This is a genomic window from Mesorhizobium sp. USDA 3734 (assembly GCF_056279665.1).
On the sequence record NZ_JBWCCW010000001.1, the window covers coordinates 3,500,762 to 3,518,165 of the forward strand.

The 17,404-nt window shown below is 63.4% G+C and carries 19 protein-coding genes and 2 pseudogenes; 9 read left to right on the top strand and 12 right to left on the bottom strand.

Annotated elements, in window-relative coordinates; genetic code table 11:
• The 4 genes and pseudogenes from hutU to hutI all read right to left on the bottom strand — a co-directional run bounded on the left by hutU (window position 1) and on the right by hutI (window position 5,291).
• Complete coding sequence (gene hutU / locus ACZ89F_RS17145; RefSeq protein WP_476093090.1) at window positions 1-1,671, bottom strand: urocanate hydratase; 1,671 nt, start codon at window positions 1,669-1,671, stop codon at window positions 1-3.
• A 27-nt stretch (window positions 1,672-1,698) separates the two neighbouring features.
• A pseudogene (gene hutG / locus ACZ89F_RS17150) lies at window positions 1,699-2,518 on the bottom strand (N-formylglutamate deformylase).
• Window positions 2,518-4,059 (bottom strand): histidine ammonia-lyase, encoded by a 1,542-nt coding sequence (gene hutH, locus ACZ89F_RS17155; RefSeq protein ID WP_476093091.1) that lies wholly within the window; start codon window positions 4,057-4,059, stop codon window positions 2,518-2,520. The pseudogene hutG and the gene hutH overlap by 1 nt, the downstream one beginning before the upstream one ends.
• Entirely contained in the window at window positions 4,056-5,291 is a 1,236-nt protein-coding gene (gene hutI / locus ACZ89F_RS17160) for an imidazolonepropionase (RefSeq protein ID WP_476093092.1), read from the bottom strand. Before hutI ends, hutH begins: the two co-directional genes overlap by 4 nt.
• 98 nt (window positions 5,292-5,389) lie before the next feature.
• Here hutI and ACZ89F_RS17165 point away from each other — a divergent pair, with 98 nt between their 5' ends.
• Both ACZ89F_RS17165 and hutC read left to right on the top strand, forming a co-directional pair.
• A complete protein-coding gene (locus ACZ89F_RS17165) occupies window positions 5,390-6,742 on the top strand; it encodes a formimidoylglutamate deiminase (RefSeq protein ID WP_476093093.1) in 1,353 nt (450 codons plus the stop codon).
• Window positions 6,739-7,479 (top strand): histidine utilization repressor, encoded by a 741-nt coding sequence (gene hutC, locus ACZ89F_RS17170; protein WP_476093094.1) that lies wholly within the window; start codon window positions 6,739-6,741, stop codon window positions 7,477-7,479. Before ACZ89F_RS17165 ends, hutC begins: the two co-directional genes overlap by 4 nt.
• Window positions 7,480-7,624: 145 nt before the next feature.
• Here the strand turns inward: hutC and ACZ89F_RS17175 are convergent, their stop codons facing one another.
• Window positions 7,625-7,969 carry a RidA family protein gene (locus ACZ89F_RS17175; RefSeq protein ID WP_056593903.1) on the bottom strand — a complete coding sequence of 115 codons (345 nt, stop codon included), beginning with the start codon at window positions 7,967-7,969 and terminating at the stop codon, window positions 7,625-7,627.
• A 228-nt stretch (window positions 7,970-8,197) separates the two neighbouring features.
• Between ACZ89F_RS17175 and aztA the strand changes: the two genes are divergently transcribed.
• From aztA to ACZ89F_RS17205, 6 genes are all read left to right on the top strand, one after another.
• Window positions 8,198-8,992: a zinc ABC transporter ATP-binding protein AztA gene (gene aztA, locus ACZ89F_RS17180; RefSeq protein WP_476093095.1), complete on the top strand. Its 795-nt coding sequence runs from the start codon at window positions 8,198-8,200 to the stop codon at window positions 8,990-8,992.
• Window positions 8,992-9,867: a zinc ABC transporter permease AztB gene (gene aztB / locus ACZ89F_RS17185; protein ID WP_476093096.1), complete on the top strand. Its 876-nt coding sequence runs from the start codon at window positions 8,992-8,994 to the stop codon at window positions 9,865-9,867. Before aztA ends, aztB begins: the two co-directional genes overlap by 1 nt.
• A gap of 26 nt (window positions 9,868-9,893) precedes the next feature.
• Window positions 9,894-10,835, top strand: coding sequence for a zinc ABC transporter substrate-binding protein AztC (gene aztC / locus ACZ89F_RS17190; protein ID WP_476093097.1), 942 nt, complete (start codon window positions 9,894-9,896; stop codon window positions 10,833-10,835).
• A gap of 154 nt (window positions 10,836-10,989) precedes the next feature.
• Window positions 10,990-11,412 (top strand): YeeE/YedE family protein, encoded by a 423-nt coding sequence (locus ACZ89F_RS17195; RefSeq protein WP_476093098.1) that lies wholly within the window; start codon window positions 10,990-10,992, stop codon window positions 11,410-11,412.
• A gap of 4 nt (window positions 11,413-11,416) precedes the next feature.
• A complete protein-coding gene (locus ACZ89F_RS17200; RefSeq protein WP_476093099.1) occupies window positions 11,417-11,854 on the top strand; it encodes a DUF6691 family protein in 438 nt (145 codons plus the stop codon).
• A 68-nt stretch (window positions 11,855-11,922) separates the two neighbouring features.
• Window positions 11,923-12,261 (top strand): protein tyrosine phosphatase family protein, encoded by a 339-nt coding sequence (locus tag ACZ89F_RS17205; RefSeq protein ID WP_476093100.1) that lies wholly within the window; start codon window positions 11,923-11,925, stop codon window positions 12,259-12,261.
• Window positions 12,262-12,287: 26 nt separating this feature from the next.
• Here the strand turns inward: ACZ89F_RS17205 and ACZ89F_RS17210 are convergent, their stop codons facing one another.
• On the bottom strand, window positions 12,288-12,755 hold the full coding sequence (locus ACZ89F_RS17210) for an Lrp/AsnC family transcriptional regulator (RefSeq protein ID WP_476093101.1): 468 nt from the start codon (window positions 12,753-12,755) through the stop codon (window positions 12,288-12,290).
• 139 nt (window positions 12,756-12,894) lie between these two features.
• On the opposite strand from ACZ89F_RS17210, the gene hppD reads away from it, so the two are divergent.
• Window positions 12,895-14,007 (top strand): 4-hydroxyphenylpyruvate dioxygenase, encoded by a 1,113-nt coding sequence (gene hppD, locus ACZ89F_RS17215; protein WP_476093102.1) that lies wholly within the window; start codon window positions 12,895-12,897, stop codon window positions 14,005-14,007.
• Between the two features lie 24 nt (window positions 14,008-14,031).
• Here the strand turns inward: hppD and ACZ89F_RS17220 are convergent, their stop codons facing one another.
• The 6 genes and pseudogenes from ACZ89F_RS17220 to ACZ89F_RS17245 form a co-directional block, all read right to left on the bottom strand.
• Window positions 14,032-14,358: a BrnA antitoxin family protein gene (locus ACZ89F_RS17220; RefSeq protein ID WP_476093103.1), complete on the bottom strand. Its 327-nt coding sequence runs from the start codon at window positions 14,356-14,358 to the stop codon at window positions 14,032-14,034.
• Window positions 14,345-14,602, bottom strand: a complete 258-nt coding sequence (locus ACZ89F_RS17225) for a BrnT family toxin (protein WP_476093104.1) — start codon at window positions 14,600-14,602, stop codon at window positions 14,345-14,347. The genes ACZ89F_RS17220 and ACZ89F_RS17225 overlap by 14 nt, the downstream gene beginning before the upstream one ends.
• A 53-nt stretch (window positions 14,603-14,655) precedes the next feature.
• Window positions 14,656-15,204, bottom strand: a complete 549-nt coding sequence (locus tag ACZ89F_RS17230; protein ID WP_476093105.1) for a DinB family protein — start codon at window positions 15,202-15,204, stop codon at window positions 14,656-14,658.
• Window positions 15,201-15,497: a hypothetical protein gene (locus ACZ89F_RS17235; protein WP_476093106.1), complete on the bottom strand. Its 297-nt coding sequence runs from the start codon at window positions 15,495-15,497 to the stop codon at window positions 15,201-15,203. Before ACZ89F_RS17235 ends, ACZ89F_RS17230 begins: the two co-directional genes overlap by 4 nt.
• Window positions 15,498-15,501: 4 nt before the next feature.
• Window positions 15,502-16,517, bottom strand: a pseudogene (locus ACZ89F_RS17240) (fumarylacetoacetate hydrolase family protein).
• Window positions 16,514-17,401, bottom strand: coding sequence for an MBL fold metallo-hydrolase (locus ACZ89F_RS17245; protein ID WP_476097302.1), 888 nt, complete (start codon window positions 17,399-17,401; stop codon window positions 16,514-16,516). The pseudogene ACZ89F_RS17240 and the gene ACZ89F_RS17245 overlap by 4 nt, the downstream one beginning before the upstream one ends.
• Window positions 17,402-17,404 lie beyond the last annotated feature (3 nt).

Consider the following 17,404-nt stretch of genomic DNA (forward strand, 5'->3'; position numbering starts at 1 on the left):
TTACCCGAGAATGCCGGGTAGGTTGAGCTGGTGCTCCTTGGCGCATTCGATGGCGATGTCGTAGCCGGCGTCGGCGTGGCGCATGACACCGGTCGCCGGGTCGTTCCACAACACCCGCTCCAGGCGCCTGGCTGCGTCCCGCGTGCCGTCGGCGACGATGACCATGCCGGCGTGCTGCGAGAAGCCCATGCCGACGCCGCCGCCATGGTGCAGCGACACCCAGGTGGCGCCCGACGCGGTGTTGAGCAGCGCGTTAAGCAGCGGCCAGTCGGACACCGCGTCCGAGCCATCCTTCATCGATTCCGTTTCGCGGTTCGGCGAGGCGACCGATCCGGAATCGAGGTGATCGCGACCAATGACGACAGGCGCCTTGAGCTCGCCCTTGGCCACCATCTCGTTGAAGGCGAGGCCAAGCCGATGCCGGTCGCCGAGGCCGACCCAGCAGATGCGCGCCGGCAGGCCCTGGAAAGCGATGCGCTCGCGCGCCATGTCCAGCCAGTTGTGCAGATGGGTGTTGCCGGGCGTCAGCTCGCGCACCTTGGCGTCGGTCTTGTAGATGTCCTCCGGATCGCCCGACAGGGCTGCCCAGCGGAACGGGCCGATGCCACGGCAAAACAGCGGGCGGATATAGGCCGGCACGAAGCCTGGGAAGGCAAAGGCGTTCTCGAAGCCTTCTTCCTTGGCCACCTGGCGGATGTTGTTGCCGTAGTCGAGCGTCGGCACGCCGGCGTTCCAGAACGCCACCATCGCCTCGACATGTTCACGCATCGAGGCGCGTGCCGCCTTCTCGACCGCCTTGGGGTCGCTGACGCGCTTCTCGCGCCACTCGGCCATCGTCCAGCCCTTCGGCAGATAGCCGTTGATGGGATCATGCGCCGAGGTCTGGTCGGTGACCATATCGGGGCGAATACCACGCCTGAATATTTCCGGGACGATCTCGGCCGTATTGCCAAGCAGGCCGACCGACTTCGCCTCGCCGGCCTTGGTCCAGCGTTCGATCTTTTCCAGCGCCTCGTCGAGCGTGTCGGCGCGCTCGTCGACGTAGCGGGTGCGCAGCCGAAAATCGATCGAGTCCGGGTTGCATTCGATCGCCAGGCAGCAGGCGCCGGCCATGACGGCGGCGAGTGGCTGGGCGCCGCCCATGCCGCCGAGCCCGCCGGTCAGGATCCATTTTCCCTTGAGATTGCCGCCATAATGCTGGCGGCCGGCCTCGACGAAGGTCTCGTAGGTGCCCTGCACGATGCCTTGCGTGCCGATGTAGATCCACGAGCCAGCCGTCATCTGGCCGTACATCATCAGGCCTTTCTTATCGAGCTCGTTGAACTTTTCCCAGGTCGCCCAGTGCGGCACCAAATTGGAATTGGCGATCAGCACGCGCGGTGCGTCGGTATGGGTGCGGAACACGCCGACCGGCTTGCCCGACTGCACCAGCAAAGTCTCGTCATCGGCCAGCGTCCTCAACGAGGCGACGATGCGGTCGAAATCGTTCCAGGTCCGCGCCGCCCGGCCGATACCGCCATAGACGACAAGCTCGTTGGGATTTTCGGCGACGTCCGGGTCGAGATTGTTCATCAGCATGCGCAGCGGCGCTTCCGTCAGCCAGGAGCGGGCGCTGATTTCCGTGCCGCGCGGGCTGCGGACTTCACGGATGTTGTGGCGAGGATTGTTCATGGCGTCACTCCATAAAAGGACCTGATGTCAGCCGCGCGCCCAGGATGTCGCGGTCTCGAGGATTTTCCGCAGCGTGGCGCGGATCGGTGCTGCAAACTCGGCATCGTAGGGAACCGGCCAATTGTCGGGCGCGCCCTTACCTTCCGGCTCGCGCATGTAGCCGCGGTTGGACAGTTCCATCTGCAGCGCATGCACGCCATCTTGAGGTTGTCCGAAATGGCGCGTGATCCAGCCGCCCTTGAAACGGCCATTGACGATAGAGGTCTCCCCGGTCTCGGCCATGATCTGGCCGACCATCGCCTGCAACGTCGGATCGGCGCTTTTGCCGTCATTGGTGCCGAGATTGAACACTGGCAGCGTGCCTTCAAACAGACGCGGCAACACTGAGCGGATCGAGTGGCAGTCGTAGAGAACGATCTTCTCGTGCAGGCCACGCAAGCGGTCGATCTCGGCCTGCAAGGCGGCGTGATAGGGCGCGAAATAAGTCTCTCGACGTTCGTCGACTTCCGAAGGTCCCGGCTCCTCCCCTTCGCGATAGAGCGGATCGCCATCGAAAGTCTCGGTCGGGCAAAGGCCGGTCGTCGCCTGGCCGGGGTAAAGCGAGGCGCCGGATGGATCACGGTTAACGTCGATGACGGTGCGCGAGATCGCGGTGTGCACGACAGTCGCGCCGAGGCTGCCGGCGAAATCATAGAGCTTGTCGATCCACCAGTCGCAGTCGCGGCGGCCGAGCCAGGGCGACACCAGCCGGTTCTCCAGGCCGGCGAGATCGATTCCGGTGTGCGGAAATCGACACCAGCAGCGGGGCGGTACCGGGCGTGACGGTGAGCCAGGGCGTGCTTGCCATCATGCCGCTCCGGAAATCGACGGCAGCGCTATCGCGGCGGCTGCCTTGATGGTCGCGCCGCTGCGCACCATGGCGATGGCCTTTTCCATGTCGGGGTGGAAATGCCGGTCATTGTCGAGATGCGGCACCTCGGCCCGGACCAGCTTGCGCACGGCCTCCAGGGCATCGCTCGACGCCAGCGGCGCATGGAAGTCGCAGCCTTGCGCGGCGGCAAGCAATTCGATGCCGATGACCGCGGTGGCGTTCTCGACCATACCGATCAGCCGGCGCGCGCCATGCGCGGCCATCGAGACGTGGTCCTCCTGGTTGGCGGAGGTGGGAATGGAATCGACGCTGGCCGGATAGGCTTTCTGCTTGTTTTCCGAGACAAGGGCCGCCGCCGTCACCTGCGGGATCATGAAGCCGGAATTCAGGCCGGGCTTTGGCGTCAGGAAGGCCGGCATGCCGGACAGTGCGGGGTCGACCAGCATGGCGATGCGGCGTTCCGACAGAGAACCGATTTCGCAGACGGCGAGCGCGATCATGTCGGCGGCGAAGGCCACCGGCTCGGCGTGGAAATTGCCGCCGGAAAGTGCCGTGTCATCCTCGGCGAAGATCAGCGGATTGTCGGTGACGCCATTGGCTTCGGTGCCCAGCGTGTCGGCCGCCTGGCGCAGCACGGTGAGTGCCGCGCCCATGACCTGCGGCTGGCAGCGCAAGCAATAGGGATCCTGCACACGTTCATCGCCAACCCGGTGCGATTCACGGATGGCGCTGCCGGCCATCAGATTGCGCAGCGCGTCCGCCGTCTCGATCTGGCCGGGATGCTTTCTCAGCGCATGGATGCGCGGATCGAAAGGGGCGTCCGAGCCTTTTGCCGCGTCGGTCGACAAGGCACCGGCGACCAGCGCCGACTGGTAAAGTACTTCGGCCTCAAACAGGGCGGCCAGCGCGTAGGCCGTCGAAAACTGCGTGCCATTGAGCAGTGCCAGGCCTTCCTTGGCGCCCAAGGTCACCGGCTCCAGCCCGTGCGAGACAAAGGCTACCTTGGCCGGGAAGCGGCCATGGGGGGTAAAGCATTCGCCAACACCGATCATCACCGCCGTCATGTGCGACAGCGGGGCAAGGTCGCCGGAGGCGCCGACCGAACCTTGCGCCGGCACCACCGGGATGACGTCGTTGGCCAGCATCGCTTCGAGCAACTCGATGGTCTGCGGCCGCACGCCGGAGGCGCCCTGCGCCAGGCTGGCCAGCTTCAGCGCCATCATCAGCCGGCAGACGGCAACCGGCATCGGCTCGCCAACGCCGGCGGCATGCGACAGCACGATGTTGCGCTGTAAGGTCTCCAGGTCTTCGGCGGGGATACGGACGCTGGCCAGTTTGCCGAAGCCGGTGTTGATGCCATAGACCGGCTCGCCCTTCGCAACAATCCTGGCGACGGCCTCGGCGCTCGCCTTGATTTTCGGCCGGCAGGCATCGTCCAGCCTCAGTGCGGCGCCACGATAGATGGCGCGCCAGTCGGCCAGCGTCGCATTGCCGGGCTTCAGGGTCAGTTCGGTCATTGTCCTCTCCAGATGCGGGCATGCAGCGGGTTGAAGCCCATGCGGTAGACGAGTTCGGCGGGGCGCTCGATGCTCCAGATCGCCAGGTCGGCGGATTTTCCGACTTCGAGCGTGCCGGTTTCTTCAAGCAAACCAAGCGCGCGGGCGGCTTCGCGGGTAACGCCGGCAAGGCATTCGTCGACGGTCAGGCCGAACAAGGTCGCGGCCATGTTCATGGTCAGAAGCAGCGAGGTCAGTGGCGAGGTGCCGGGATTGTTGTCGGTGGCGACAGCCATCTTGACGCCATGCTGGCGAAACAGGCCGATCGGCGGCTTCTTGGTTTCGCGAATGAAATAGTAAGCGCCGGGCAGGATCGTCGCCACGGTTCCGGCCTTCGCCATCGCCGCCGCACCCGCCTCATCCGTGTATTCGAGATGATCCGCCGACAGCGCACCGTAGCGGGCGGCGAGTTCGGCGCCATGCAGGTTGGACAGTTGGTCGGCATGGAGCTTGACCGGCAGACCAGACGTCTTGGCGGCATCGAAGACGCGCGCCATCTGCTCCGGCGAAAAGGCGATGCCCTCGCAAAACCCGTCGACGGCATCGGCCAGCCCCTCGGCGGCAACCGCCGGGAGAATTTCCTTGGCGACCAGATCGATGAAAGCGTCCTTGTCGCCCTTGGCTTCCGGCGGCAATGCGTGAGCGCCGAGAAAAGTGGTGCGGATCGTCACCGGCCGCTGGTTGCCCAACTGCCGTGCCGCACGCAGCGACTTCTTCTCGTTTTCGAGGTCGAGCCCATAGCCCGATTTGATTTCGACCGTGGTAGCACCCTCGGCGATCAGCGCATCGAGGCGTGGCAGCGATTGCGCGACCAGATCGTCTTCGCTGGCGGCCCGCAAGGATTTGACCGAGGAGACAATGCCGCCGCCGGCTCTGGCGACTTCTTCATAGGTGGCGCCGGCCAGCCGCATCTCGAACTCGTTGGCGCGGTTGCCGGCATGGACCAGATGAGTGTGGCAGTCGATCAGGCCAGGCGTGATCCAGCGGCCCTCGCAATCGACTGTCGCCGCGCCCTGGGCAAGCGTTGAGGGCAGTTCCGACTCGGGACCGGCATAGACGATGCGCCCGTCACGCGCAGCGACCGCGCCATGTTCGACAATGCCTAGTCCAGCAGAACCTTCGGCCATCGTCGCCAGGCGCGCATTGCGCCACAGACGAAGACCCCCTGCCCGGCTTTTGCTCTCTGCAGCCATCATCTTTTCCGTTTCAATCGATGGCGATTATGTATATACATATTGAAACGCACTGCAAGTGCCATCATCGCATGAGAGACAGAGAACCGGAGAGAAAAGTGGCAGCGATCTTTGCGGAACAGGCACTCCTTCCCAATGGTTGGCACGACAATGTGCGGATCGCCTTGGCCGAGGGACGCATTACAGCCGTTCAGCCTGGTGCCACAGCGGCAGCTGGCGACGAACGCCACGCGATCCTGCTGCCCGGCATGCCCAACCTGCACAGCCACGCCTTCCAGCGCGGCATGGCCGGCCTTGCCGAGCTGCGCGGTCCCTCCGCCGACAGTTTCTGGAGCTGGCGCGAGGTGATGTACCGCTTCGCCCTGTCGATGACGCCCGATCAGGTCGAGGCGGTTGCCGCACAACTCTATGTCGAGATGCTGGAGGCCGGCTTTTCACGGGTCGGCGAATTTCACTATCTGCATCACGACCGCGATGGAAACTCCTACGCCAACCCAGCCGAGATGGCCGAGCGCATAGCGGCCGCGGCCGGCGAGACGGGTATCGGCCTGACGCTGCTGCCGGTCTTTTATGCACATTCGTCCTTCGGGGGTGCGGCGCCAAACGAAGGCCAGCGTCGATTCATCAACGATGTGAATCGGTTCTCGCGGCTTGTTGAGAAAAGCCGGGAATGCGTTCGCACTTTGAATCAAGGGGTCGTCGGCGTCGCGCCACACAGCTTGCGCGCGGCGACGACGGAAGAACTGATTAAGGTGGCCGAGATGGTGCCGGATGGGCCTATCCACATCCACATTGCCGAGCAGGTGAAGGAAGTCGAGGATTGCCTTGCCTGGTCGGGCGCGCGGCCGGTTCAATTTCTCCTGGCCAACGCCAAGGTCGACAAGCGCTGGTGCCTGATCCACGCCACGCATATGACCGATGCGGAAACCATTGCCATGGCCAAGAGCGGCGCCATTGCCGGTCTTTGCCCGATCACCGAGGCCAATCTTGGTGACGGCACCTTTGCAGCGCCGCTGTTCGGAGACCATGGCGGCCGCTTTGGCGTCGGCTCCGATTCCAACGTGCTGATCGGCCTGCCCGACGAGTTGCGCCAGCTCGAATATTCGCAGCGCCTCGCCCACCGCGCCCGCAATGTGCTGGCCGTCGCCGGCGGCTCGACCGGCCGCGCGCTGTTCGACGCCGCGCTCGACGGCGGCAGCGTCGCCCTTGGCGCCGGCGCCTCCACAATCGCCGCCGGCGCATCCGCCGATCTCGTCTCGCTCGACGCCAGCAATCCTTCGCTGGCCGGCAAGAGCGGCGACGCGATCCTCGACGCCTGGATCTTTGCCAATGGCAGCAAGGTCGATTGCGTCTGGGTGCATGGCCGCAAACAGGTCAGTGGCGGCAGGCATGTCAAGCGCGAGGCCATCACCGAGCGGTTTCGCAGCGTGATGACGGCGCTTTCAGCATGAGCATTGTCGAGACTGCAGATGTGGAAGGTAGCGTCTCGCTCCACCAGCGCATCCTGTCCGACATCAGCGAACGCATCATGTCCGGTGCCTGGGCGCCCGGTCATCGCATCCCGTTCGAGCACGAACTGAGCACGCAGTACAATTGCTCGCGCATGACGGTGAACAAGGCGCTGTCGCAGCTTGCCAAGGCCGGGCTGATCGAGCGGCGCCGCCGCTCAGGCAGCTTTGTGCGCCGGCCGCAGTCGCAAGCGGCGGTGCTGGAGATCCACGACATCCGCATCGAGGTCGAAGCACTCGGCCTGCTTTACCGCTACGAGCGCGTCGCGCGACACAAAAGGCGCAGCAGCGCCGAGGATCGCGCCCTGCTGGAGCTGGGCGTGGCCGGACCGGTGCTGGCGCTGGAGTGTCGGCATTTCGCCGGCGAGCGGCCGTTCGCGCATGAACAGCGGCTGATCAATCTCACCGCCGTGCCCGAAGCAGCCGACGAGGAATTCGTGGCCATCGCACCAGGACCATGGTTGATTGGCCGCGTGCCGTGGAGCGAAGCCGAACACCGGATTCGCGCCGTCGCCGCCGACAGGCATATCGCGGCCGCGCTCGACATCGCAGCCGGCGCGCCGTGCCTTGTGGTCGAGCGACGGACATGGAGCGCCGATCACCCGGTCACCCATGTGCGCTTTACCTACGCGGCCGAGAGCCACACGCTGGTGGCAAGATTCACGCCGTCGCAGGGGTGAGGCGTGTCCAGCCGAAGGCTGGCGAAAAGCCAACGATTTGGCTTTTCGAACGCCGAACGCGCGGAGCCATAGCGAAGGGCCGTTGCGCCGACCCCCACCCCGCTGCTTCGCAGCGACCCTCCCCACAAGGGGGAGGGTAAAAAACTCAAATCGCAGCGGTGATAATGATCTCGACCAGATATTCCGGGCCGGCGAGCTTTGCTTCGCCGGTGGCGCGGGCTGGCGTGTTGCCTTGCGGCACCCACTTGTCCCATTCCGCATTCATCTCGGCAAACGTGCTCATGTCCGCCAGCCAGATGATCGCCTGCAGGATCTTGGTCTTGTCGGAACCGGCCTTGGCCAGCAGCTCATCGACAGCCGCCAGGATGTCCCTGGTCTGCGAAGCGACGTTGCCGGTCGGCTTACCGACCTGACCGGCCAGATAGACGGTATCTCCGTGAATGACGATCTGGCTCATGCGCGGGCCAACATCGATGCGACGAATGCTCATTGGATGGTTCCTTCCTGTGGCGGTTGCGCCTCTTTAGAGTTGCGGCCGGCTTCGGGCAAGGTCGCAAGGTCGAATCCCCTTGGGCCAAGGGCATATGATATCCACACACGGCAAGTTGACCCGCCAGCCGCAATTCCGCCGGATTGGCTTGTTGACTAATGTAATAACATCACATATCCAATCGGCCGCTGCCTGCAGCCGGATTTCGCCGCCCTCACGGATCGCAGAATGACAAACACCTGCCTGACATTCCGCGACCTGACGCTTGGCTACGGCAGCCATCCGGCAATCCATCATCTCGACGGCACCATCCGCAAGGGCTCGCTGACGGCTGTCGTCGGCGCCAACGGCTCCGGCAAATCGACGCTGATGAAAGGTATCGTCGGCGTCCTGAAGCCGATGGCCGGCGAAGTTATCCGCGCGCCCGGCGTTCGCGCCGCCTATCTGCCGCAGCAATCGGAGCTCGACCGCTCCTTTCCGGCGCGGGTGGTGGATCTGGTTTCGCTCGGCCTGTGGCCACGGCGCGGTCTGCTTGGCCGCTACACCAGGCAAGATCGCGATGACGTCAGCAAGGCGCTGATGGCGGTCGGCCTCGGCGGCTTCGAGAAGCGGCCGATCGACACGCTGTCGGGCGGCCAGCTGCAGCGCACGCTGTTTGCGCGTGTCCTGCTGCAGGACGCCGACCTCATCCTGCTAGACGAACCCTTCAATGCCGTCGACGCCAAGACGGTCGGCGACCTTATTGCCCTGATCAAGCACTGGCATGGCGAGGAACGCACCATCATGGTGGTTGTCCACGATCTCGATCTTGTGCGGCAGAATTTCCCCGAAACACTGCTTCTCGCCCGCCAGCCGATCGCCTGGGGCGAAACCAGGGAAACGCTGAAGCCTGAAAACCTGTTGCGCGCCCGCCGTTTCCACGAAGCCTGGGAAGAGAATGCGCCCTGGTGCGAGCCAGACGAACACCCTCATGATCACGACCATCATGACCATCACCACGGCGTCGGACCGAGGGCTGCCTGATGGACGCGCTTTACGGTCTTTTCATCGCGCCTTTCGCCGATTTCGGCTTCATGCAGCGGGCCCTGATCGGTTCGCTGATGCTGTCGCTCGGGGCCTGCCCGATCGGCGTCTTCCTGATGCTGCGGCGGATGAGCCTGTCAGGCGACGCCATGGCGCATGCCATCCTGCCGGGTGCTGCCGCCGGCTTCCTGTTCTATGGGCTGGAAATCCTGCCGATGACCGTCGGCGGCCTGATCGCCGGCGTCATCGTCGCGCTCGGCGCCGGCGCCGTCTCGCGCTTCACCATCCAGCGCGAGGACGCCTCGATGGCGGCCTTCTATCTGATTTCGCTCGCCATCGGCGTGCTGATGGTGTCGATCCGGGGCTCCAGCGTCGATCTCATGCATGTGCTGTTCGGCACCGTGCTGGCGCTCAACGATGAAGCCCTGACGCTGATCGGTGGCATCGTTACGGTGACGCTGGTCAGCCTTGCCATCTTCTGGCGGGCACTGGTCGCCGAGTGCCTCGACCCGCTGTTCCTGCGCTCGGTCAGCCGGCTCGGCAGTCCGGTGCATTTCATCTTTCTCGGCCTCGTCGTGCTCAACCTCGTCGGCGGCTTCCAGGCGCTGGGCACGCTTCTGTCAGTCGGACTGATGATGCTGCCGGCCGCCGCCGCCCGTTTCTGGACGGTGCGCGTCGAGCCGATGTGCGTGCTGGCGGTGCTGATCGGCTTTGCCTCCTGCGTCGCCGGGCTGCTGTTGTCCTATCACGCGTCGCTGCCGTCCGGCCCGGCGATCATCCTGTCGGCCGGCGTCGTTTATTTCGCCTCGATCCTGTTTGGCACGCGCGGCATTCTGCGCGCGCGCATCATCCACCACCGTCACAGAACGGCCTGATCCCCCGCCCCTAAAAGGAGACCTTCATGCTGAAATCGATCCATGCCGCCCTGGCGATGAGTGTTATAACATTAACCGCCTTTGGCGCATCGTCGGCCTACGCGGCACCGCTGAAAGTGGTCGCCAGCTTCACCGTCATTGCCGATTTCGCCAGGAATGTCGGCGGCGACCGTATCGACATCACCACCATCGTCGGGCCGGATGGCGACGCCCATGTCTACGAGCCGAGCCCGGCCGATGCGGTGGCCATGGCCAAGGCCGATATCGTGCTGGTCAACGGCCTGCATTTCGAGGGTTTCTTGCAGCGGCTGGTCGACGCCAGCGCCACCAAGGCCTCGATCATCACCTTGACCCAGGGTGTGACGCCAATCGATTTCAAGCCTGAATTCGCCGATGCCGACGCAGCCGAAGGTGCCGGCACCGGCGGCGGCAAGACGGTCACCGATCCGCACGCCTTCCAGTCGATCGCCAATGCCAGGATCTACGTGAAGAACATCGCCGAAGCCTTCTGCGCGGCCGATTCAGAAGGCTGCGTCAGCTACCAGACCAATGCCGCCGCCTACACCAAGAAGCTCGACGCGGTCGAAGGTGAAGTGAAGGTGGCGATCGCCTCGATCCCGGAGAGCAAGCGCGTGGTCATCACCTCGCACGACGCCTTCGGCTATTTCGAACACGCATACGGCCTGACCTTCCTCGCCCCGCAAGGCATCTCGACCGATTCCGAACCGTCCGCCGCCGACGTCGCCAAGTTGGTTACCCAGGTGAAGCAGGACAAGGCGGCTGCGATCTTCGTCGAGAACATCACCAACCCGCGCCTGATCGAGCAGATCGCCAGCGAGACCGGGATCAAGGTCGGCGGTACGCTCTATTCGGATGCGCTGTCGCAGCCCGACGGCCCGGCTGCTACCTATATCGACATGATGCACAACAATATCCGTCAGATCAAAGGCGCCATTCTCGGTAGCTGATCGAAGCTCTTCTCGGAAAGGCGGAGCCAGTCTCCGCCTTCCGTTTCCGTTTTGGGCAGCGTGAGTTGGATTCTTCGCCGGAAATGTCTATCTGCGCTATGGTGTCGAGCCGCGCGAAGACGCGGATCGACCACAGATCGAAAGCCGGCTCTCCATGACGAACTTCACGCCTCTCCAGTCGCTGCTTGGCGGCGCTCTCATCGGCCTGTCGGCAGTGTTCTTGATGGCACTGCATGGACGGATTGCCGGGATGACCGGCATCCTCACCGGGGTCATCCCGCCGCTTTCTCCCGAATGGCGCTGGCGGGCCGCCTTTCTCGCCGGCGCGGTGGCGGCGCCGCTTCTCTATCAGGCTATCGGCGGGCAGATCGGCTTCAGCGTGCCGGTGCCAACGCTGGCACTTATCGTCGGCGGGTTCCTGGTCGGCATCGGCGTGCATTTCGGCGGCGGCTGCCCGAGCGGGCACGGCATTTGCGGCATGGCGCGGCTGTCGCCACGCTCGATCGTCGCCGTCGTGACCTTCATGATTGCCGCCTTCGCCACCGTCTTCATCATCCGCCACGTGATCGGAGGCTGAGCCGATGAACAAGCTCGTCTCGGCGTTCCTGATCGGCGGGGTTTTCGGCCTTGGCATCGCCATTTCCGGCATGATCAATCCGGCAAAAGTGCTGAACTTCTTCGATATTGCCGGTACATGGGACCCAAGCCTGATTTTTGTGATGGCTGGCGGCCTGGCGGTCGCCTTCGTCGGCTATCGCCTCGTATTCGCTCGGCGCAAGACGCCGGTGTTCGAAACCGCCTTCGCACTGCCGACGAAGCGCGCCATCGACACGGAGCTGGTTGGCGGCGCCGCTGTCTTCGGCATCGGCTGGGGCATTGCCGGCTTCTGTCCCGGCGGAGCCATCCCTGCCCTTGGCCTTGGCTATTCGGCGACAGCGATCTTCGTCGCGGCTGTGATTGCCGGCATCGTCGTGGCGCGTTTCGCCAGGGCAAGGCTCGCTCAACCGGCTGCGGCATAGGATTCGAGTTGCCCGCCACGTCAGGGAGTGGCAAGACTCCAGCCAAATCAGATTGCGAGGACATCGTCATGGAATATCGTGAGATCAGCGAGGACTATTCGGTCTCGGGCCAGATCCAGCCGGAAGACGTCGCCGCCATCAAGGAAGCCGGCTTCAAGAGCGTCATCTGCAACCGGCCGGATGATGAGCAGCCCGGCCAGCCTTCTGCCGATGCCGTCAAGGCGGCGGTCGAAGCCGCGGGCCTCGCCTTCCGCTACATCCCCGTCATCAGCGGCCAGATCACGGCCGAGAATGTCGAGGATCAGGCCGAGGCGCTCAATGAACTCGACGGCCCGGTCTTCGCCTATTGCCGCTCCGGCGCCCGCTGCACCAACCTCTACGGGTTGATCCAGCAATCGAAGGGATAAGCGGCCCGCGGCTTAATCGGCCCAGCCTAAATCGGCAATGCGCCTGTTTCCTTCAGCGTTTCAAGCACGATCGCCGTTTTCACATGCTGCACGGATTCGTGCGGCAGGAGCACGCCGTTGACGAATTCCGACAGCGACTTCAAATCGGGCGTCACCACTTTCAGGATATAGTCCATCTCACCGGTCAGCGCGTGCGCCTCCTGCACTTCCGGCAGCCGCGCCACCAGTTCGCCGAAGCGCCGTGCATTGTCGCGATTGTGGGTGGCCAACGTCACCGAGATGACATTGACCAAGGAAAAACCGAGCTTGTCGCGGTCGAGAATCGCGCGATAGCCCTTGATAAAGCCGTCCTCCTCCAGCCGCTGGCGGCGGCGCGAGCATTGCGACGCCGACAAGTTCACCCGTTCCGAAAGATCGTTGTTGGTCAGCCGTGCATCACCCTGCAATAGTGCCATTATCTTGCGGTCGAACTGATCAATGCGCGTCTCATCCATGGTTTTGTCTCTTATCATGCACGATTCACGCATCAGATGATCATTTCAAGCGCTTGAATGCAAGCACCATGCACCCCGTTCGCGTTATGATGGGCGTCAGATGGCCTTTTCAGGCCAGCCCAGCTTTCGGAGGAATATCATGGGTCCCTTCCCGCACGACGCCCCGCCCGCCAGAATCAGCAAGGACAATCCGGCCGGCACCGACGGTTTCGAGTTCGTCGAGTTCGCGCATGCGGAGCCGGAAAAACTGGCGGAACTGTTCACCCGGATGGGCTATGTCGCGGTGGCCAAGCACCGCACGAAAAACATCACCATCTGGCGCCAAGGCGACATCAACTATGTCGTCAATGCCGAGCCCGGCTCGCATGCGATGAAGTTCGTCGACAAGCATGGCCCCTGCGCCGCCTCAATGGCCTGGCGGGTGGTCGATGCCAAGCACGCTTTCGAGCATGCCGTTGCCAAGGGCGCCACGCCTTACGAAGGCGCCGACAAGGCGCTCGACGTGCCGGCGATCGTCGGCATTGGCGGCTCGCTGCTCTATTTCATCGAGACCTACGGCAAGAAGGGTTCGGCCTATGATGCCGAGTTCGAGTGGCTGGGTGCGCGCGACCCACGGCCGGAAGGCGTCGGCTTCTATTATCTCGATCACCTGACCCACAATGTCTATCGCGGCCAGATGGACAAATGGTGGGATTTCTACCGCAATCTGTTCGGCTTCAAGCAGATCCATTTCTTCGACATCGACGGCAAGATCACCGGACTGGTCAGCCGCGCCATCACCTCGCCCTGCGGCAAGATCCGCATTCCGCTGAACGAGTCCAAGGACGAGACCAGCCAGATCGCCGAATATCTGAAGAAGTACAATGGCGAAGGCATCCAGCACATCGCGGTGGGCACCGACGAGATTTACGCCGCCACCGACAGGCTGGCCGAGAACGGGCTGAAGTTCATGCCCGGCCCGCCGGAAACCTACTACGACATGTCGTATGACCGCGTGAACGGCCATGACGAGCCTATCGGGCGGATGAAGAAGCACGGCATCCTGATCGATGGCGAAGGCGTCGTCGATGGCGGCATGACCAAGGTCCTTTTGCAGATTTTTTCGAAAACCGTGATCGGTCCGATCTTCTTCGAATTCATCCAGCGCAAGGGCGACGAAGGTTTTGGCGAGGGCAATTTCCGCGCACTGTTCGAATCGATCGAGCAGGACCAGATCAAGCGTGGGGTGATCAAGGTTCAGGCGGCGGAGTAGATCCACCGCGCGAGGCGCAAGCGCCTATTTGGCGAGGCCTACTGCCTTGCGCAGAATATCGTTGATCCGGCTTTGCCAACCGGGACCGCCGGCACGAAACTGGGCGACCACATCGCTGTCCAGCCGGAGCGTCACCTGCTTCTTCGGATTGTCGAGAGCTGGCCGTCCGCGCGAACGACGAATGCTTTCGGCGAGCTCCGGGAACACTTCGGCAAAAGGACGGGCATTTCGAAAGTCCTCCTCGGTCCATTCGGGGTTGTCCGAGACGGCGTCCCAGTCTTCTTTGGTAAAGCCCTTGCCAGGCTGGAACTCCCCGTCACGCTTCGTACCTTTGACCTTAAGTTTTGCCATCGAACAATCTCCTTTCCGCCTGGTTGGCCGGCCGCATCGAAATAATCGAAATACCCTCCGAGCCAAGCCGGGCAAAGATCACCGCAACGACGCCGTCAATCATCCGACCAATTGCCATAAACCTACCGGCCTTGGCCGTTCGGATCGTCGAGCCCAGGAAAAATTCGCCATCCAGTGCGGCAAAATCCAAGCCGTGCTTTTCGATGTTGGCTAACCGCTTTGGTTCGTCCCAAACGATCTTCATGGGAATTTATGTACCTACAACAATTAAGTCAATAATTTTCGTAACTACAATAATTAATCGCCACCACCAAGTGCAAGCCGCTCGACCTCTTTCTCCCTCAGCTTCACATCATAATCGAGCAGGAACTCGTCCAGTTGCGGCGGCTTGACCGAGGTGCCGGACAGCATGGCGTGCACCTGGCCGCGATGGTGGATGTCGTGCAGGAAGACGTGGGCGAGGATGTCGCCGATCCGCTCGGGGATCATGCCGTCCTCGCGCCGGTCGGTGATGACGCGGCGGTCGAGATCGTCGGCCGACAACCTTTCGCAAAAGGCGATCAGCCGCCGGTCGGCTGCGCTCTGGGCGGCAAAGAGCGCCTGCGGCTCGTCGAACGGCACGTAGTCGTCATGGGCGGCCGCGCCGACGCCCCCCTCTTCGAGAAAATCGAGATAGAGATGATCGACCGCGAGGATGTGGTTGAGCGTCGCCTTGATCGACGGGAAGAAACTGGTGCGTTCGGCCTCGAACTCGCCCGGCTGGAGCGACAATACCGCACGATAGAGCCGGTCGTTCGACCATAGATTGTTGCCGGCCATGCGGCGCAGGTGATCCAGCAGGTTCATGGTCCCGCAGATCGGACCAGAGACAAGCCCGCCCCCATGATCACGAATCCCGCGAGAACGATCAGCAGCAGCCGGTTCATACGCTGCCGGATGGCTTGCGTCTCCTCGTCGCGCGCGACGTTCATGTTGGTGATGGTGTGGAACATCATCGCCTTGCGCGCAAAGCCGCTGTGGTTGGTCAACTCCGGCGAGCGCGCCTCGATGCGGTAGCTCAGCCGGATCGCCTGGATGAAGACCGCCAGTATGGCGAGTGCCCAGACACCGGCCAGCAGATAGAATGCGTCCCCCGTCATGCCCTTACCTCTCGTATTTCTCGACCTTCTGCTCGATGGCGCCGAAAATCGAATGCCCAGCTTTGTCCTTCATCTCGATGCGCACCGTGTCGCCGAAGCGCAGGAACGGCGTTTTGGGTTCGCCTGACGCAATGGTCTCGATCATGCGCAGTTCGGCGATGCAGGAATAGCCGGCGCCGCCGGCCGAGACAGGTTTGCCCGGCCCGCCGTCGAGCTTGTTGGAAACAGTCCCCGAGCCGATGATGGTGCCGGCGGCCAATGGCCGTGTCCTTGCCGCGTGAACGATCAGCGCCGGAAAATCGAAGGTCATGTCGATACCGGCATTGGCCCGGCCGAACGGCTTGCAGTTGAGATCCGCGAGCAGCGGCAGGTTGACCTTGCCGCCATCCCAGGCGCCACCCAGTTCGTCCGGCGTCACCGCGACCGGCGAAAACGCGGAGGACGGTTTTGACTGGAAAAACCCAAATCCCTTGGCCAGTTCCGGCCCGGTGAGAGCGCGCAGCGTGACGTCGTTGACCAGCATCACCAGCCGGATCGCGGCGCGCGCTTCCTTGAGGCTTGCGCCCATTGGCACGTCGTCGACGATGACAGCGACCTCCGCCTCCATATCGATGCCGAAGGCCTCGTCAGCCATGCGGATCGGATCACGCGGCGGGATGAAGGCGTCCGCGCCGCCCTGGTAGATCAGCGGGTCGGTCCAGAAGCTCGCCGGCATCTCGGCGCCGCGCGCTTTGCGCACCAGCTCGACATGGTTCACATAGGCCGAGCCATCAGCCCATTGATAGGCACGCGGCAGCGGCGAATGGGCGTCATGCTCGTGAAAGCGCTCCGCCGGCACCGCATTGTTCTCCAGCGACTCCGCTATTGTCGCGAGGTGCGGGGCGATGCGCCGCCAGTCGTCGAGCGCCGCCTGCAGCGTGCGTACCAGGAACGAGGCGTCGGTAAAGCGTGTCAGGTCGCGCGCGAGACGACGACGAGTTTTCCGTCGCGCGTCCCGTCCTTCAATGTGGCAAGCTTCATGCGGTTTCCTCTCCTGCTGCAGCTTTGGCGCTGCTTAACCCCACAACAAGGCCGTCGCGGGCGATCGTCAAGTCGCCAGCCCATGTTTTCCTGGCAGCGGCAGTCCAGTCGGCCTCGCCGATCCCGGGATCGTCGGCCGGAATGAGATGATTGAGCACCAATCGCTTGACGCCGGCATCGCTGGCGATGCGCCCGGCCTCTTCGGCAAAGCTGTGGCTGGCAAGCAGATGGTCTTTCAGCCGCGCGCCATTGCCGGTCTTGGCCACCAGCCGCTCGATGCCTTCTTCCAGCATGGCTTCGTGGACGAGGATATCCGCGCTCCGGGCAAAATCGGCGAGCGGCGGACAGAAGGCCGTATCGCCGGAGAACACCACGCTTTTGGGGCCACGCTGGAAGCGCAGCGCAAAACAATCGGTCACCGGCGGATGCTCGACGCGCAGCGCCGAAACCGTCAAGCCGCCCTGATCGAGCACTTGGCCTTCGCCGAATTCGACGATCGAAACCAGTTCGCGAACATCCGGCCGGCCCTCATCGACGATGCGGATCTCGATGTCGAACTCCATCGCCTGACAGAAGCGCCGCCAGTAATGACCCGTGCCAGGCGGACCGAACACGCCGACGGGCGTCGCCAGGCCCGCCGTCCACGCGGTGTGGATCAGCGGCCCCAGTTCCAGCACATGGTCGGAATGCAGATGCGTGATGAAGACCAGGTCGAGCGCCTTCAGACTGATGCCGGCATCGACCAGACCACGCGTCACGCCAAGCCCGCAATCGACGACGATGCTGCGGCCGCCGATCTCAAGCAGCGACGAACTCGGCCATGGACCACCTGGCCGCAGTGCCGGGCCGCCCTTCGAGCCCAAAATCACCAGCCGACCCGGCATTGG

Coding starts and splice junctions, on each gene's coding strand:
- ACZ89F_RS17230 (WP_476093105.1), bottom strand. CDS start 15,204: ATGAACCTGCTGGATCACCTGCGCCGCATGGCCGGCAACAATCTATGG.
- ACZ89F_RS17220 (WP_476093103.1), bottom strand. CDS start 14,358: ATGGCAAAACTTAAGGTCAAAGGTACGAAGCGTGACGGGGAGTTCCAG.
- hutC (WP_476093094.1), top strand. CDS start 6,739: ATGAGCATTGTCGAGACTGCAGATGTGGAAGGTAGCGTCTCGCTCCAC.
- ACZ89F_RS17200 (WP_476093099.1), top strand. CDS start 11,417: ATGAACAAGCTCGTCTCGGCGTTCCTGATCGGCGGGGTTTTCGGCCTT.
- ACZ89F_RS17175 (WP_056593903.1), bottom strand. CDS start 7,969: ATGAGCATTCGTCGCATCGATGTTGGCCCGCGCATGAGCCAGATCGTC.
- ACZ89F_RS17225 (WP_476093104.1), bottom strand. CDS start 14,602: ATGAAGATCGTTTGGGACGAACCAAAGCGGTTAGCCAACATCGAAAAG.
- ACZ89F_RS17245 (WP_476097302.1), bottom strand. CDS start 17,401: ATGCCGGGTCGGCTGGTGATTTTGGGCTCGAAGGGCGGCCCGGCACTG.
- hutH (WP_476093091.1), bottom strand. CDS start 4,059: ATGACCGAACTGACCCTGAAGCCCGGCAATGCGACGCTGGCCGACTGG.
- ACZ89F_RS17210 (WP_476093101.1), bottom strand. CDS start 12,755: ATGGATGAGACGCGCATTGATCAGTTCGACCGCAAGATAATGGCACTA.
- hutI (WP_476093092.1), bottom strand. CDS start 5,291: ATGGCTGCAGAGAGCAAAAGCCGGGCAGGGGGTCTTCGTCTGTGGCGC.
- ACZ89F_RS17205 (WP_476093100.1), top strand. CDS start 11,923: ATGGAATATCGTGAGATCAGCGAGGACTATTCGGTCTCGGGCCAGATC.
- hppD (WP_476093102.1), top strand. CDS start 12,895: ATGGGTCCCTTCCCGCACGACGCCCCGCCCGCCAGAATCAGCAAGGAC.
- hutU (WP_476093090.1), bottom strand. CDS start 1,671: ATGAACAATCCTCGCCACAACATCCGTGAAGTCCGCAGCCCGCGCGGC.
- aztB (WP_476093096.1), top strand. CDS start 8,992: ATGGACGCGCTTTACGGTCTTTTCATCGCGCCTTTCGCCGATTTCGGC.
- aztA (WP_476093095.1), top strand. CDS start 8,198: ATGACAAACACCTGCCTGACATTCCGCGACCTGACGCTTGGCTACGGC.
- ACZ89F_RS17195 (WP_476093098.1), top strand. CDS start 10,990: ATGACGAACTTCACGCCTCTCCAGTCGCTGCTTGGCGGCGCTCTCATC.
- aztC (WP_476093097.1), top strand. CDS start 9,894: ATGCTGAAATCGATCCATGCCGCCCTGGCGATGAGTGTTATAACATTA.
- ACZ89F_RS17235 (WP_476093106.1), bottom strand. CDS start 15,497: ATGACGGGGGACGCATTCTATCTGCTGGCCGGTGTCTGGGCACTCGCC.